The organism is Streptomyces sp. NPDC047880, from assembly GCF_040706515.1.
In the GTDB taxonomy this organism is placed as follows: domain Bacteria; phylum Actinomycetota; class Actinomycetes; order Streptomycetales; family Streptomycetaceae; genus Streptomyces.
The window spans coordinates 217,326-232,888 of sequence record NZ_JBEZOK010000009.1; the positions used below are offsets into that span (position 1 = coordinate 217,326).

The following is a 15,563-nucleotide window of genomic DNA, read 5'->3' on the forward strand; positions in this document are numbered from 1 at the left end:
CGATCCCTCACTGGAGCTCCCGTGCACCACACCCGCAAGGCCGCCCCCGCCGTGCGCACCGCGCGGCTCGCCTCGTGCGCCCTGCTGGCCACCGTCGCCGTCCTCACCGGCTGCGAACGCGGCTCTTCCGACGACGTGGACGAGACCACCACGGGCCCGAGCGGCTGCCCCGCCGTCCACGCCCGGGCCCGCGAAGCCGTCACCCGGGCGGAGCGGAACGACATCCCCTGGGAAGGGCCCACCGGCGGACCGACTGCGGTGTCCGGCAAGAACCTCGTCTACGTCGCCCAGACCATGACAAACCCCGGTGTCGCGGGCGCGGCGAACGGAGTACGGGACGCCGCCCGGGCCATCGGGTGGGACGTCCGGGTGATCGACGGCGGCGGCACCCCGGCCGGCATCCAGGCGGCCATGAGCGAAGCCGTCTCCCTGCGGCCCTCGGGCATCGTCATCGGCGGGTTCGACCCCGACTCGACGGCCCGGCAGACCGCCCGGGCCGCCGCACAGGACATCCCGCTCATCGGCTGGCACGCGGTCCCCGACCCCGGCCCCAGCCGCCGGCCCGACCTCTTCACCAACGTCACCACACGTGTCCGGGACGTGGCCCGCATCAGCGCGCAGTGGATCATCTCGGACTCCGACGGCCGTGCCGGGGTCGTGCTCATCACCGACGCGTCGATCCCCTTCGCGCGGAACAAGTCCGACCTGATCCGCAAGGAACTGGCCGCCTGCCAGGGGGTGCGGCTGCTCTCGGTGGAGAACATCCCGATCCCCGACGCGAGCAGCCGTACCCCGCGGGAGATCTCCTCCCTGCTCTCCCGCTTCCAGGACCTCTGGACGCACTCCGTGGCCATCAACGACCTGTACTTCGCCGATGCCGCCCCCGCCTTCCGCGCCGCCGGTGAGAAGGGCTCCGGCCCGCCGTTCAACATCGGGGCCGGCGACGGCGACCCGTCGGCCTTCCAGCGCGTCAACAGCAGGCAGTACCAGGCCGCGACCGTGCCCGAGCCGCTGTCCCTCCAGGGCTGGCAGATCGTCGACGAGTTCAACCGCGCCTTCTCCGGCCGTCCCGACAGCGGGTACGTGGCCCCCGTGCACATCGCCACCGCCCGCAACAGTCAAGGCGCCACCGCCTGGGATCCCTCGGGATACCGGGAGGCCTACCGGAAGATCTGGGGGAAGTGACGGCACGGCAGATACCGATCCCTTCACGGAACATGCACGGAATCCCGAAGTTCCTTTAACTTTCAAACGCTACTGTCGCGTCAGCCGAGTGGCCGCCGAGGGTCGACCGAGCGGGGCCCGCGGCGGCCCTCGCTCCCCCCACCAGGTACAGGAGACTCGGTGTGTACGACGGCGACGTAGTGGTGATCGGCGGCGGCTACGCCGGTGTCCGGCTGGCCAGGCGGCTCGACGGAACGGCCCGGGTCACGCTGGTCGACCGCAAGGAGGTCTTCTTCCACCGTGTCGCCTCCCTGCGCGCCGGGGTGCGCCCCGAGTGGACCCACACGCCCTTCATCCCCTACGACCGGCTGCTGCGCCACGGCCGGGTGGTCACCGGCAAGGCCGTCCGCATCGACACCGCGGAGCGGCAGGTCGTCCTCGCCACCGGTGAGCGCCTGCCGTACGACGTGGTCGTGATCGCCACCGGCGCCGACTACCCCGAGCCGGCCCGCTTCACCGGCACCACCACCGAGGAAGCGGCCAAGTCGTTCGCCGAGCACCAGCGCGACATCGCCACGGCCGAGCACGTCCTGGTCGTCGGCGGCGGACCCGGCGGCGTCGAACTCAGCGCCGAGATCCGCCTCGCCCGCCCCGACGCCCGGGTCACCCTCGCCCACTCCGGGTCCGCGCTGCTCGACTCCGCGGGCCTGGCCCGCCCGGGACGCAAGGCACTGGCCTGGCTGGAGTCCCACGACGTCCGGGTGCGCCTCGACTCCTTCATGTCGCCCGGCACCGAATTCGGCACCTACCGCGACGCACGCGGCGCGATCGTCGAGGCCGACCTGTCCTTCTGGGCCACGGGCACCACCCCGAACACCCTCTGGCTGCGCCTGGCCGGACACGGCGACTGGCTCAACGGAGCCGGCCGCGTCAAGGTCGACCGGACGCTCCGGGTGGCAGGAAGGACGGACGTGTTCGCCGTCGGGGACGTGAACGACGTCAGTGAACTCAAGGTCACCCCCGCCGCCCTCGCCCAGGCCGACACGGCCGCCCACAACATCCGTGCCTACCTGCTCAGTTCGGGCAAGCACCGCAGGGAGCCGCGCCTCTACCGCCCGACCCGGCGCACCCCGCTCATCGTGCCCTTCGGACCCGCCGACGGACTGACCGTGCTGCCCGTGCCCGGTGGCGAGTCCGCCGTGCTCGGCAGCCGCACCACCACCCTGGCCAAGGCGAAGAGCCTGCTGACCCCCTACATGCGCCGTCAACTCGGTTACACCGCCGCCTGACCGCGGCCGGGCCGCCCCCGCCACCCCACCCCCGTCGTTACCCGCGAGTTCACGCTGGGGTAGGGTCCCCACCGTTTCGGCTACCGGCTGATGGTGTGCCGGTACAGGGTGTGTCGGAGGGTGGCAAGAGGATGGAATCCCAGCGGGGTGACGGCGGATCCGTGGACCTGGACGGCACGAGCCTGGAGGAACTCCGGCCCGAACCGCTGCTGACCAGGGACTACGAGACGCGTCCCGCGCTCGTCTACGAGCGGCTCCGGCGGCAGCACGGCCCCGTCGCGCCGGTCGACCTCCTGGGGGTGCCGGCCTGGCTGGTGCTCGGCTACCGCGAGTCGCTCCAGGTGCTCCAGGACGACGACGGCTGGCCCAAGGGCCTGGAGAACTGGCGTGCCCGCACCGAGGGCAGGGTCCCCGCCGACTGGCCGCTCGGACCCTCCCTGGAGGTCAACCACATCCTGATCCAGGGCGGCCCCGGCTACCGCCCGCTGCGCACCGCCTGGGACGCCGCCCTCAAGCCCTTCCAGGACCCCCGCCACCCCCAGGCCAAGCGCCTGAAGTCGGCCGTCACCGCCTACGCCGACGAACTGATCACCCTCGTCGGGCAGGGCGGCAGGACCGGGGTCGCGGATCTGTCCGCGCAGTTCTCCCGGCCGCTGCCGCTGATGGTGGCCAGCCATCTGCTGGGCTTCCCCGGCTCGCAGGGCGACGACGCGCTGATGGACATGTGGCGCGTGCTCGACGCCGGCCCGGACGCCGAGGCCGCGCTGGAACGCCTGCTGGCGACCCTGGCCGAACTGGCCGCGCACAAGCTGGAGAAGCCGGGCGACGACTTCCCCTCGTACCTGCTGGCCGCCCACCCGGACCTCTCGCTCGACCAGCTCGCCCGCGAGCTGTTCATGCTGCTCGGCATGACGTCCGACCACGTCGGCATCCTCATCTCCAACACCGTGGTGGAGGTCATCTCGGGCGAAGCCAGCGTGCGCGCCAGCCTGTCCGCCGGGATGGTCAGGGAGAGCATGAACCGGGTGGTCATGCGCAAGCCGCCGCTGGTCAACTTCGTCCCGCGCTTCGCGGCCCGGGACACCCCCCTCGGCGACTACACCATCCGCGCCGGGGACCCGGTGTGGGTCTCCCCGGGCGCCGCCCACGCCGACCCGCTCTTCGCCGGCCACGTCGCCTCGGGCACCACCATCAGCACCCGCGCCCACCTCTCCTGGGGAGCGGGACCGCGCCAGTGCCCGGCCCGGGAGCTCGCCTCGACGGTCGCGGCGGCCGGAGTGGGACGCCTCTTCGAGCGCTTCGACCACCTCGACCTCGCCCTGCCCGCCGACCAACTGCCCTGGCGCTCCTCACCGTTCATGCGCGGCCTGCGCTCCCTGCCCGTGCGCTACGAACTCGCCTCCGCGCCGCCCCCGCGGCCGTGGACGGACGACCCCGCTCCCGGGGTGGCCGACGAGGTCCTGCCCGACCCCTCCGCCCGGCAGCGCTCCTCGCTGTGGCGCTATCTGACGGGCCTCATCCGCGGCGGACGCTGAGATGCGGGGACCGAGCCGAACGCCCGTCCCGTAGGCGTTCCTCACGGTTGCCGGATGACGCTTTCACAGCGCAGACGTGACAAAAGGTACTGGCCGGCGGCGCTCCCGTGCTGCGATGCTCGTATCAGACCCGGGAAAGGGCGCGAGGGCCCACGGGGGCCGGGCAGGTACACCTCGATGACCTGCCCGGCCGTTTCCGTGTCAGGGGCCGTTTCTCCGTCACCCTCTCCGTCACGGGCGGACCGGGGCGGGGGCCGGGGCGGGGGAGTGAGGCTCAGACCCAGCCCGACTCCGTGGCGATCCGGATGGCGTCGATCCGATTGCGTCCGCCGGTCTTCCGGGTGATCGCCGACAGATGGTTGCGGACCGTCGCCGCGGACAGGAACAGCCGCTCGGCGATCTCCCGAGTGGGCGTCCCGTCGGCGGTCAGCCGCAGCACCTCCACCTCGCGCGGGGTCAGCGGGTTGGCTCCCGCGTCCAGCGCGGCCAGCGCGAACTCCGGGTCGACGAACCGCTGCCCCCGCACCAGTTTGCGAACCCCGTGGACCAGCCGGTCCGGCGGGGCGTTGGTGCTGATGACACCGGCCGCGCGCAGGTCGAGCATGCGGCGCAGCCGCTCGGGGGTCGTCGAGGCCATCATCAGCAGCATCCGGCACTCCGGCAGCCGCGTCCGCAGCTCACCGCGGACGGCGACCTCCTCGCCCTCCCGGGAATCCACGCCGATCACCGCCACGTCCGGCCGGCACACCAGGGCACGCGCCAGCACGTCGCCGTTGCCCTCGGCCTCGGCGACGACCTCGATGTCGTCCTCCCGCGACAGCAGCGCGGCGAACGCTCCCCGCAGGAGACGAGTCCGCTCGACGAGAAGAACGCGGATCACGGTCGCTCCTCTCCGCCGTACGCGGCCCATCAGGCCGCCTTGATCGGATTATCACCGCACACCGCCGACATTTCAGTTCGGGCCGCTTCCGCCCCCGGACGGCCCCGCGCGAGCCGCCGCCCGAGGCCGCCGGTGATCGAGTGGTGGGGTGTGGGGGCCGGGCGTACCGTCGAACGGTGGATACCGCAGGCAGCAGCCCGCAGCCGGCTTCACCACAGGCGGCCACCACCAGGGAATCCGGTGGTGGCGGGAACGCGATGGCTCTGCTCGTCATCGCCTCGTGCCAGTTGATGGTGGTCCTCGACATCACCATCGTGAACATCGCGCTGCCGCACATCCAGAGTTCGCTGGAGTTCTCCACCACGAGCCTGTCCTGGGTGGTCAACGCCTACACCCTCACCTTCGGCGGTCTGCTGCTGCTCGGCGGCCGGGCCGGAGACATCCTCGGCCGGCGGCGCGTCTTCGTCTTCGGCGTACTGCTCTTCGTGTTCGCCTCCCTGCTCGGCGGATTCGCCCAGAACGCCGGCCAACTCCTCGGTGCCCGCGCTCTCCAGGGCGTCGGCGGCGCCATCGCCTCCCCGACCTCCCTCGCCCTGATCAGCACCACCTTCCGCGAGGGCCCGGAACGCAACCGCGCCTTCGGGGTGTTCGCCGCGGTCTCGGCCGGCGGCGGTGCGATCGGCCTGCTCGCCGGAGGCATGCTGGTGGAGTGGCTGAACTGGCGGTGGGTGCTGTTCGTCAACGTGCCCATCGGCCTGCTCATCGTGCTCGCCACACCGCGATACATCAGGGAGTCGGAGCGGCATCCCGGACGCTTCGACATCGCCGGCGCACTCACGTCCACCGCGGGCATGGTGCTGCTCGTCTACGGCTTCATCAGGGCCGCCCAGGACGGCTGGCGCGATGCCCTGACTCTCGCCTCGTTCGCCGGGGCGGTCGTGGTGCTCGCGGCCTTCATCATGATCGAGCGGCGTTCGAGACAGCCCATCACGCCGCTGCACATGTTCGCCGACCGCAACCGTGCCGGCACCTACGGCATCATGCTGTGCCTGGCCGCGGCCATCTTCGGCATGTTCTTCTTCCTCACGCTCTTCGTGCAGAACGTGCTCGGGTTCAGCCCGCTCTCGGCCGGACTGGCCTTCCTGCCGGTCAGCGCGGTCATCGCCGTCGGAGCCGGACTCGCCTCGCGCTTCCTGCCCGTCTACGGGCCCAAGCCGTTCATGGTGGTGGGCGCGATTCTGGCGGCGGCCGGCCTGGCCTGGCTCACCCTGACCGATGTCCACTCCACCTATGCGGGCAGCGTCCTCGGCCCGATGCTCGTCTTCAGTCTGGGCATGGGCATGGAGTTCGTGTCGCTGACCCTCATGGCGCTGTCCAACGTCCCCACGCCGGAAACCGGGGCGGCCTCCGGGCTCCTCAACGCCACCCAGCAGGTCGGCGGCTCCCTCGGCCTGTCGATCCTGGTCACGATGTACGGCACGGCCAGCACCAACGAGGCGGACAAGCAGGTCCCGGACTTCCTCCGGCAGGCGACCCCGGCCGAACGCATCCGCTTCGAACGCACCGGGCAGCTGCCCAAACCCTGGTCCGACGAGATCCTCACCGCCGGTGTCTCGGCCGCCTTCGTCATGGCCGCCATCTTCACCGCCGTGGCCGCACTGATCGCCCTGGTCGTCATCCAGGTACGCCCCTCCGACCTGGAACGCCTCAAGGGAGGAGGAGCGGGCCCCGGCCCGATGTGAGGCCCGGCCCCGCCGCCTCGAAGCCCCGCTACGAACCGATCCGCGCCGCGATGACCGGCGCCAGCCGGTCGGCGATGACCCGGTGTCCCCGGTCGTCGGGGTGCACCGAGTCCGTCAGGTCGCCCGACCCCAGCCGGCCGGTCGTGTCGACGAAGGACACCCGGGTGTCCCCGCCGGCCATGGCGGCGGTCACCGCGGCCTCGGTCTGCGGCGGGCCCGGGGTGAGTGCGGCGCGGTTCCAGTCGGCGTACAGCAGACGTCGTCGGTGCCGAGGTTGACGACGACCGCGTCGGCCCGGTAGCGCGCGGAAGTTGACGACGATGCGGTCGGCCGCAGCGCGGACCGGGCAGCCCGGGTGCTGCTCGACCTGGCCGAGCGTGGCGACCGGCCCGCAGACGTCGTCAGCCGCCTGCACGGCCGCGGTGAGCAGGCACCCGGCCTTCACGGACCCGGCCGGGCCCTGTCCGCCGGCCCGGTGCGCGCAGGGCCGTTACGGCCGCGGTCGCGGGAACGTCTCCAGTGCCGTGACCAGGCCCGCCGAGTCCGTGCCGATCTTGCGGTAGACGGACGAGAGGAGCTGCCGCACGCCCTCCTCGGTGAGGCGCAGTTCCTCGGCCACGACCGCCGCGGTGTGGCCGCCCACCGTCATCTCGGCGGCCTTGCGCTCCTGCGCCGTGAGCGTGTCGGTCTGTGCGTAGCGCAGCGGCAGCGGCCGCAGCCCGGCCGCGGACAGTTCCCTCCTGGCCCGGGCGGCCAGGCCCTCCGCACCGCAGTGCACCGCCCCTTCCAGACCCTGGTACAGCCGGTCGGCGGCCTGGTGCAGTCGGCCGTCGCGGGCCAGTGCGGCGCCGTGGCCGACCAGGGCACGGGCCAGTTCGTACGCGGCGGGCGACTGCTGCAACTGGTCGACGGCCTGCGCGTGCAGGTCGAGCCCCGCCTCACCGCCCGTCACCTCCGCCTGCGTGTGCAGCGCCTGGCCGATCGCGGACGCCGCGCCGAAGTCCCGGGCCCGCTTCACCGCGTCCTGGGCGTGCCGCACCGCCCGGTCGGGAGCGGTGCGCGACAGGGCCGAGGCCAGTCCCAGCTGCCAGGGGCACCACGCGGGGTTGCGCCATTCCCGCCCCTCCAGCCACTCCCCGACATCGGTCAGGAGGTCCGCGGCCTCGTCGGACCGCCCCTCCTCCAGGAGCAGTTCGGCGTAGACGGTGCGCGGGTCGGGGTAGATGACGGCGTTCGGGATGACGTCGCCGTAGCGGTACCTGTCGGCCAGTCGCCGTGCCGCGACGACGCGGCCTCGGGCCAGCAGGGTCTGGATCAGGATGCCGATGGCGAACCACTGGGCGGGCACCGCGCCTTCCACCCGATCGGCGATGCTCAGGCCCTCCCGCACCAGGTTCTCGGCCTCGGCCAGGCTGCCGCGACGGTAGCGGATGTACCCGGAGAGCGTCTGGCCCAGGGCCAGGTGGGAGCCGCGCCAGCCCTTCGACTCGCACTCGGCCATGCCCCTGGCGAACAGTTCCTCGGCCCGTCGCGGCTGGTCGCAGTACATGAACACCAGCGCGACCGAGACGGGTACCTCGAACCCGCGGTTCTCGTGGGTCCAGCTCAGTCCCCCGCGCAGGGCCTTCTCGGCGTAGGCGAGGACCTTCTGCCGTGGCTCGCCGCACATCATCGCGTCCCAGGCGCGCGACCCGAGGATGTAGCGCTCCTCCAGACCGCGCCCGGTCAGCCGGTCGGCGAGCCGGGCCAGCCTGCGCGAACGACCCGACGAGTCGACCTCGTCGGTGCGGAACGCGCTCCACACGAAGTGGTCGGCCCGCATCCGCAGCCGGATGCGGGGATGGGCGGCGGCCCGCCGCGCCTCGTCCGCTGCCACCGTCGCGGCCTCCGCCATCCGGTCGGTGTGGGCCAAAGCCTGGGTCAGCCGGTACACCATCGAGGCCCGCAGCTCGGGGTCGATGCCCGGTTCCGCGAGCGCCTCCCGCAGGTGCGTCACGGTCGCCGTCGGCTTGATGAGGAAGGTCGCGCAGGCCAGTTCGTGCAGCAGCGCGGCGCGTTCCTCCGGCAGTGGTGGTTCCTGCAGAGCCCGGTTCAGCAGCCGTCGGGCCGCCTCCGGGGCGCCGGAGTGCAGCGCCTCACGGGCGGCCTCCCGCAGACAGGTCACGGCCTCGGCGCTGCCTTCGCAGGGGACTTCCAGCAGGTGCCGGGCCGCGGCGGCGCAGCCGAGGCCGGCCGCCCGGACGGCTTCGGCTGCCGAGTTGTGCAGGCCCTCCCGCAGGCTCGGCCCGATGGACCGGTAGATCGTGCCGGCGATCAGCGGGTGGAGGAACTCCAGCGTCTCGCCGGACACCTCACCGTCGGCCAGGACGCGGGCGGCGCGCAGCTTCTCCGTGGCCTCTGCCGCCGCGGTGCCGCCGATCGCCGCGATGCGGGCGGCCAGTTCCGGCCGGATGGCCTGACCGAGGACGGCTGCGGCGTAGGCGAAGCGGACGGTGGTGGTGCCCAGTTGCTGGAGCCGCTCGATCAGCCCCGGCCCCTTCACCGCGGCAGCCAGGTCGCGCATCGTGGGCAGGTCCTCGCTGGTACCCCGCAGCTTGCGCTCGCCGAGCCGGATGGAGAGCTCCACGGCCTCGAACGGGCTCCCGCCGGTGATCTCCCAGCATTCCTCGCAGAACGCGTCCTCGGCTTCTTCACCGACCTCGTCCCGGACGATCCGGGCCACGGCCGTGGAGCTGAGCGGCGCCAGTGCGAACGGACGGTTCCCCAGGTCGGCGGAGGGAGATCCGAACGCCGCCGCCTCAAGGGGCAGTTCGTCGGGCCGGAAGGCCACGACGATCAGCAGCGACAGGTTCACGGCCCGCGGCGCGAACGAGGTCAGCCAGGTCAGTGACTCGGCGTCAGCCCAGTGCAGATCGTCCAGCAGCAGCACCAAGGGCTTACGCGTCACCGCGAGACGTGTCATCACCCAGTCGAGACCGTCCCGGACCCCGGTCGGGTCCGGGACATGGCCGCTCGGCGTGGCGACCAGCCCGAGGGCGGCGGCGACGATGTCGTACCAGCCGCCCAGGAAGGCACGGAGCTCCTCCTCGTCCATCGACGCCAGCGCTGGCTGGACGACCTGGCGCACCAGACGGAACGCCGGCTCCTGCTCCTTCTCACCGCCTCGGCCCGACAGCACGGTGAACCCCTGCTCCCGGGCGCGGGCGCGGGCCTCGGTCAGCAGGGAGGTCTTGCCCATCCCGGCCGGACCGGTGAAGGCGAGAAGCCCACCGCGCGGTGCCTGCGGCACGCCGTCGACGGTGTCCCGCAGGCCCGCCAACGCCGAGTCGAGAGCCCGGAGCTCCTTGCGGCGCTCGAGCAACGGCCGGTTCTCGGGTGTGGGTTGCCGCAGCTCGTTCGCCATGTGCCGTACCGCTTCCTGTCGTCGGCCATCGGGAGGCAGCGCGAGCGTATGTCTCCCGATGGGCGCCGTTCCGCATTCTGGAACGAGCACGACGAAGAAGGGTGAATCACCTGCCGCAGCCGTGTGAGAGGCGGGCCGGGTGGGTACCGTGACCCGAATGTGCACGTGCCGCGCACTCGGACGGCGGCCCCCTCACCGCGGCACCGGCGCCGCCGCGTCCGCGTAGCGCGGAACGGTGCGGGACCAGTAGTAGCAGCCGCGGATCCAGCCTGCCATGCCGTCCACGTAGCCGATGCCCGAAGGGCTCAGCTCCGGTGCGATCTCGGCCTGGAGCCTCTCGAATTCGCGGATCGTGCGGTTGATCTGCTGGATGGCCAGGGTGACGGCCACCGGCAGAGGGCACTGGTGGGCCCGCTGGTAGGCGAGCGCCAGGTTGATCATTTCGCCGGCGCGCTGCTCCTTGACCGCGGAGAACAGGTCGGGGATCCACACCGCGGCGTCGGCCGACAGCCGGCTCAGCTGCCGCATGAGCGGGTGGTGGAGTTCCTCGGAGGTCAGCTCGCACGGCTGCGCGGCCTCGCACAGCGGGTGGAACGGCTCGACGCCCGCGGTGAGGGACCGTATCGAGGTGCACAGCCCGGACCGCAGGGGGGAGGGGTGAGTCTGGGCCACCGACTCGTACAGCAGCCCGTGCACGTACTCGCGGCTCTTCCACGCCCAGCGTGCGGCCTGTGCGGGGGTGCACCGTTCGCGGACCTGCTGGTAGAGATCGCACAGCGCCGCTCCCAGAGGAGTGCCGGGGGGTGAGCCGTCCCGCAGGATCGCGACGCTCTCGCCCAGCATGGGCAGCAACCGGCCGGGCCGGTGCCGCCCGACCTCCTCGGCCCGGTCGTCGAAGACGAACTGGTAGGCGATCTGGCGGGCCACGAGCTGCAGGATGCCGGCATCGGCGTCCGGGCTGTTGTAGGAGGCGAGTTCGGCCGGGCGGGTGTGGGAGATCATGGCCGTGACGCCCGGCTCGCCGCTCAGTCCGGTCGTGCGCAGCCACTCGTCGACACCCGCCGCGGCCGCCGGCTCGTGCGGATTGCGCCGGAACGGATAGGGCATGTAGAGGTGCGCGTCGATCAGCTCCACCAAGGTGGACGAGGGAAGCACGTCCTGCGTGACCACCGCACCACCCTCATGCGTGGTGGACACCGTTGTCACCGTCCCTCCGGGTGTTCTCCGTCCCGGATGCCGCGGTCACGGCTCCGGGTGTGAGGGCGACGGCGTGCGGGGCGGTGCCGCCCGGTGCGTCCGCCCGTGACGTGCAGATCATGGTCAGGGACCTCGGCCCCAGCGTCGCCCCGGGGCGCGGTGCCGCGATGCGTCCGGCCGGATGCCGTAGTCGCCAGCGGCCGGCGACGGTCGCCAGCGACACCGTCATCTCGGCCATGGAGAACAGGTCGCCGATGCACTTGCGGCTGCCCGCGGCGAACGGGATCAGCGCCCCGTGCGGACCGGCGGGGGCCTCGCCCTCCAGCCAGCGCTCGGGCAGGAACCGGTCGGGCTCGGGGAACGACGCGGGGTCGTGGTGCAGGAGGTAGGGGCTGTAAAGGATCGTGGTCCCCCGCGCCAGCCGGCGACCGGCGAACTCCGTCTCCCTGGTGGTGACCCGAGTGAAGAGCCAGCCGGGCGGTGAGTGGCGCAGCGTCTCGGTGAGGACGGACCGGGTGTAGACCAGCCGCGGCAGGTCGTCGACGTCCGGTAACCGGCCGGCGAGGACGGTGTCGACCTCGGCGTGCAGCCGCCGCTCCGCCTCCGGGTGCTGCGCCAGGAGGCTGAAGGCGGAGGCCAGACACATGGAAGGGCTCTCGGAACCGGTGAGCAGCAGGGAGACCAGCTGGTCGTGGACCTCCCCGTCGGTGACCGGGGCGCCGTCGCCGGTCCCGGCGGCGGCGAGCAGGAGCCCCAGCAGATCATCGCGGGGAGTGCCCCGGCGGCGCTCGTCGACGGCCGTGTCGATGAGTTCGCGCACCCGCTCCACCGCGCGCCGGTAACGGCGGTTGGCGGGCGTGGGGAGCCGGAACAGGGCGTCGACCGGTACGACCGTGCGTACGAACAGGCCGCGGACGATAGCGGCGAGGCAGTGCCGCACCTCGTCGGCCGCGGCCGGACCGAGCGAGTCGGACAGCAGCAGCCTGCTGATCAGCCGGGTGGTCAGACTCAGGGTGACGGCACTGACATCGATCCGCTGTCCGGTACGCCAGTCCCGGCACAGCGCCGCGGCCTCCTCGGCCATCACCCTCGTCTGCGCGGCGACGCCGGCGGGGCGGAACGTGGGTTGCAGCAACCGGCGCTGACGCCGGTGCTCCGCGTGCGGGCAGGTGACCACGCCGTCGCCCATCAGCACCCGAAGCCTCTCGTACTGAGGGCCGCCCTTGTCGAACGTGCGGGTGTCCCGGAGCATCCGGTGGACGAGTTCCGGGTGGCACACCATCCACGCCCGCTGGGGGCCCAGGCGTATCTCCACCAGATCGCCCTGCGCGGGAAGGGAATTCAAAAACTGCAGCGGCCGACGGAACAGGGCGATACCGTGGCCGATGGATGGGAATATGCCGGGAGCAGTACCGACCGTCCATGCCTGTTCCGATTCAGGAACGCAGCCGTTCATCGCATACCACCTGCTTCAGTCGACCTGGGGAAAACGGTGAGTTTCACCGATGCGGCGCTTGCCCCATGTCCTGCCCAGTGCAAACGGGCCGTCGACTTGGCGAACCCTTTCTCCAAGGGGGCGCACGGGTGCACAGGGAAGCGCTGGGTGAATCACTTCCGAAGCACGTCATGCGAAAGGCTGTCCGCTTCCGTCACTCCCACTTCTGGGGTGGTCCGGATGTCTTTTTCGCATACACGGAATAAACGGAATACTCGGAATGCGCGGGATGCTCGGCATGCGCGGAATGTGCGCATCCAGGCGAAAATGCGGTTTCAGAAGGAGCCGCCGGTCCCCACGAGCCGGGCCAGGTTCGCCAGGGCCATGCGCGTGCCCGTCTCGTTCTCCGCGGCGGGCACCGCGTCCGGGACGCCCTCGTGCACCATGAGCACGTCGGTGCCACCCCCCTCGGCGTCGGTGAGCGTGGTCGTGAGCGTCATGGCGCCGGCCAGCGCGGGGTCGGCCGCCTCGAACTCCAGCACCTCCACCACTTGCTCGTCCGGCACCAGCCGGGCGAAGTGCCCGTGGTAGGTGTCGGTGCGCGCGGAGGACTTGCCCGAGGCGTCCGGTGCCTCGTAGGTGAGCGAGACACGGAACCTGCCGCCTTCGCGGGCGTCGAACTCGTGCACCTCGCCGCGCATCCCGGACGGCACCCGCCAGCACGCGATCGCCTCGGCGCTCACCAGCGCCCGGTAGACGGCGGCACGGGGAGCGTCGACATGGCCGGAGACCCGTGAGGTGTACATGAGGCCACCCTAGGGGCAGCCGCCGCCGCGCGCGGCCGGGAAGCGCTGCCGCGCCTCCCGGCCCAGGAATGCGGGCTACAGCAGGTCGCGGGGGACCTTCTCGTTCCAGGTGCGGGAGAAGACCCGGCGGTCGGACTCGTACGCGTCGAGGGTCGCGTCGACGAAGAAGTCCGACTCGTCGCAGGTGAGCCGGGTGTGGGTGACCACCCGCACGTCCCAGTCGTCCCGCCGGAACCGCATGGTCCACGTGGTCTCGCCGCCGACCGACGTGAAGTCGTCGGCGACCGCCCTGTAGCGCTCATGGGCGCGCCGGCCGGACTCCAGGCCGATGTCCTCGAAGCGGACCGTGCCCCGGTCCTTCACGATGTCCAGCTCGGAGCGGTAGTCGATCAGATCCCGCTTCACGTCCCAGCGTTCCTCCGGGGGCGTCACCTGGGTCACGGTGAGCGGCGGAGTTCCCTCGGGCTCGCCGAAGGGCGAGGACGGCACCTCGTCGGGCTCGTCCACCGGCCGCACCGGCAGGGTGAGCGTGCTGGAGTGCTCGTGGACGCTGAGCAGGGCCGGTTTCGGCGCGGGCCAGGCCAGCGGCCAGTAGGACGTCGACAAGGACAGCCGGATGCGGTGGCCCGGCGGGAACGCCTGCGCCACACCGTTGAGCGGGATGGTCGCCCGGTAGCGCCGGCCCGGCTCCAACGGCTCGGGCGACTCCGTGCTGTCACGGCGGGTCAGGTTGAGGATGCCGTACGAGACACGGGTCGCCGCGCCGTCGGGGCTCACGTCGGACAGCCGCGCGGCCACCAGGGCGACCGGCTCGCTGACCGACAGGTCGAGCTCCACGCTCGGCGAGCCGAGGATCTCCACCTGCTCGGTCAGCGGCTCGCTGTCGAAGACGAGGGAACCGCCGTCCTCCTCGCGCTGGTCATAGGGCAGGTCCGGCGGCGCGTTGTAGGAGGCCCACTTGCCCGCGAACTGGCCGACGGACAGCGGTGAGCGCACGGTCATCGCCGCACCGGCCTCCGGCACCGTCGCGCCGTCCTGCGCGGGTCCGATCGTGTGCCGGCCGAGCGGGTGCCTGACGGGCCGGATGTGCGGGGACGGCCAGTCCGGCTCGCCCACCCAGCGGCCGGGACGCTCCTCGTAGGAGGTGGACGGCGGCACGCTGTCCTGCATCCAAGCCAGCAGCATGGGGCCGTCCATCACGCCGTTGTCGACGCCCTTGAGCCAGTGGTCCCACCAGCGCACGAGTTCCTGGAGGTAGCCGATCGCGGGCCCGGGCTCCCCGAGGTGCGGGAACTTGTGCGACCAGGGCCCGATCAGCCCCTTGCGGGGCACGTCCAGATTCCCCAGCAGCCGGGTCACTGCGTTGGAGTAGCCGTCCGCCCAGCCGCTGGAGGCCAGGACCGGGCAGCTCACACTCGCGTAGTCCTCGCACACCGAGGCGTGCCGCCAGTAGTCGTCGCGGCGCTGGTGGCGCAGCCACTCCAGGACCCACGGCTCGGTGTTCTCCAGCCGCTCGTGCCACATCTCGCGCCAGCGCTCGCCCACCACGGCCGGGTCGGGCGGGCAGGTGCCGTAGGCGAACATGGTGCCCGCCTCGGCGAGGTTGTCCGACAGCAGGGCGCCGCCCATGTAGTGCATGTCGTCGGCGTGCCGGTCGTCGGTGAAGGAGGCGATGGCGATCGCCTTCAGGGACGGCGGCCGGCGGGCCGCCACCTGCAGCGCCGCGAACGCGCCCCAGGAGATGCCCATCATGCCCGTGCCGCCGTCGCACCAGGGTTGCTCCGCCAGCCAGGCCAGGACCTCCTCGGCGTCCGCCTGCTCCCGCTCCAGGTACTCGTCGCGCAGCACACCCTCCGAGTCGCCGGTGCCGCGCAGGTCTACGCGGACACAGGCGTAACCGTGCCCGGCCAGATAGGGGTGGTGGATCGAGTCCCGTACGGCCGTCAGATCGCGCTTGCGGTACGGGATGTACTCCAGCACCGCCGGCACCGGCTCCTGGTCGGAGGAGGTCGGGCGCCAGATGTGCGCGGAGAGCCGGACCCCGTCGGACATCGGGATCGTGACGTGCTCTTCTTCCTTCGTCTCGTACGGCAGGTTGGTCACGTAACGCAT

At 72.0% G+C, this 15,563-nt stretch carries 11 protein-coding genes; 4 read left to right on the forward strand and 7 right to left on the reverse strand.

Annotated features, from left to right (window positions below):
* Positions 1-21: 21 nt before the first annotated feature.
* From AB0937_RS16915 to AB0937_RS16925, 3 genes are all read left to right on the forward strand, one after another.
* Positions 22-1,185: a substrate-binding domain-containing protein gene (locus AB0937_RS16915; protein ID WP_366712480.1), complete on the forward strand. Its 1,164-nt coding sequence runs from the start codon at positions 22-24 to the stop codon at positions 1,183-1,185.
* 161 nt (positions 1,186-1,346) lie between these two features.
* Positions 1,347-2,453 carry an FAD-dependent oxidoreductase gene (locus AB0937_RS16920; protein ID WP_366712481.1) on the forward strand — a complete coding sequence of 369 codons (1,107 nt, stop codon included), beginning with the start codon at positions 1,347-1,349 and terminating at the stop codon, positions 2,451-2,453.
* 131 nt (positions 2,454-2,584) lie between these two features.
* The gene (locus tag AB0937_RS16925; protein WP_366712482.1) at positions 2,585-3,988 is read left to right on the forward strand and encodes a cytochrome; all 1,404 of its coding nucleotides are present in this window, start codon (positions 2,585-2,587) and stop codon (positions 3,986-3,988) included.
* A gap of 274 nt (positions 3,989-4,262) precedes the next feature.
* Here the strand turns inward: AB0937_RS16925 and AB0937_RS16930 are convergent, their stop codons facing one another.
* Positions 4,263-4,868 carry a response regulator transcription factor gene (locus AB0937_RS16930; protein WP_366712483.1) on the reverse strand — a complete coding sequence of 202 codons (606 nt, stop codon included), beginning with the start codon at positions 4,866-4,868 and terminating at the stop codon, positions 4,263-4,265.
* A 257-nt stretch (positions 4,869-5,125) separates the two neighbouring features.
* On the opposite strand from AB0937_RS16930, the gene AB0937_RS16935 reads away from it, so the two are divergent.
* Positions 5,126-6,610, forward strand: a complete 1,485-nt coding sequence (locus AB0937_RS16935; protein WP_366712548.1) for an MFS transporter — start codon at positions 5,126-5,128, stop codon at positions 6,608-6,610.
* A gap of 28 nt (positions 6,611-6,638) precedes the next feature.
* On the opposite strand, the gene AB0937_RS16940 is transcribed toward AB0937_RS16935, so the two are convergent.
* From AB0937_RS16940 to AB0937_RS16965, 6 genes are all read right to left on the reverse strand, one after another.
* Positions 6,639-7,055: a hypothetical protein gene (locus AB0937_RS16940; RefSeq protein ID WP_366712485.1), complete on the reverse strand. Its 417-nt coding sequence runs from the start codon at positions 7,053-7,055 to the stop codon at positions 6,639-6,641.
* A 45-nt stretch (positions 7,056-7,100) separates the two neighbouring features.
* Complete coding sequence (locus tag AB0937_RS16945) at positions 7,101-10,013, reverse strand: AAA family ATPase (RefSeq protein WP_366712486.1); 2,913 nt, start codon at positions 10,011-10,013, stop codon at positions 7,101-7,103.
* Positions 10,014-10,205: 192 nt separating this feature from the next.
* Positions 10,206-11,210, reverse strand: coding sequence for a (-)-alpha-amorphene synthase (locus AB0937_RS16950; RefSeq protein ID WP_366712487.1), 1,005 nt, complete (start codon positions 11,208-11,210; stop codon positions 10,206-10,208).
* Entirely contained in the window at positions 11,194-12,666 is a 1,473-nt protein-coding gene (locus AB0937_RS16955; RefSeq protein WP_366712489.1) for a cytochrome P450, read from the reverse strand. The genes AB0937_RS16950 and AB0937_RS16955 overlap by 17 nt, the downstream gene beginning before the upstream one ends.
* Positions 12,667-12,980: 314 nt before the next feature.
* Entirely contained in the window at positions 12,981-13,451 is a 471-nt protein-coding gene (locus AB0937_RS16960; RefSeq protein ID WP_366712491.1) for an SRPBCC domain-containing protein, read from the reverse strand.
* A gap of 75 nt (positions 13,452-13,526) precedes the next feature.
* Positions 13,527-15,563, reverse strand: a complete 2,037-nt coding sequence (locus AB0937_RS16965; RefSeq protein ID WP_366712492.1) for a CocE/NonD family hydrolase — start codon at positions 15,561-15,563, stop codon at positions 13,527-13,529.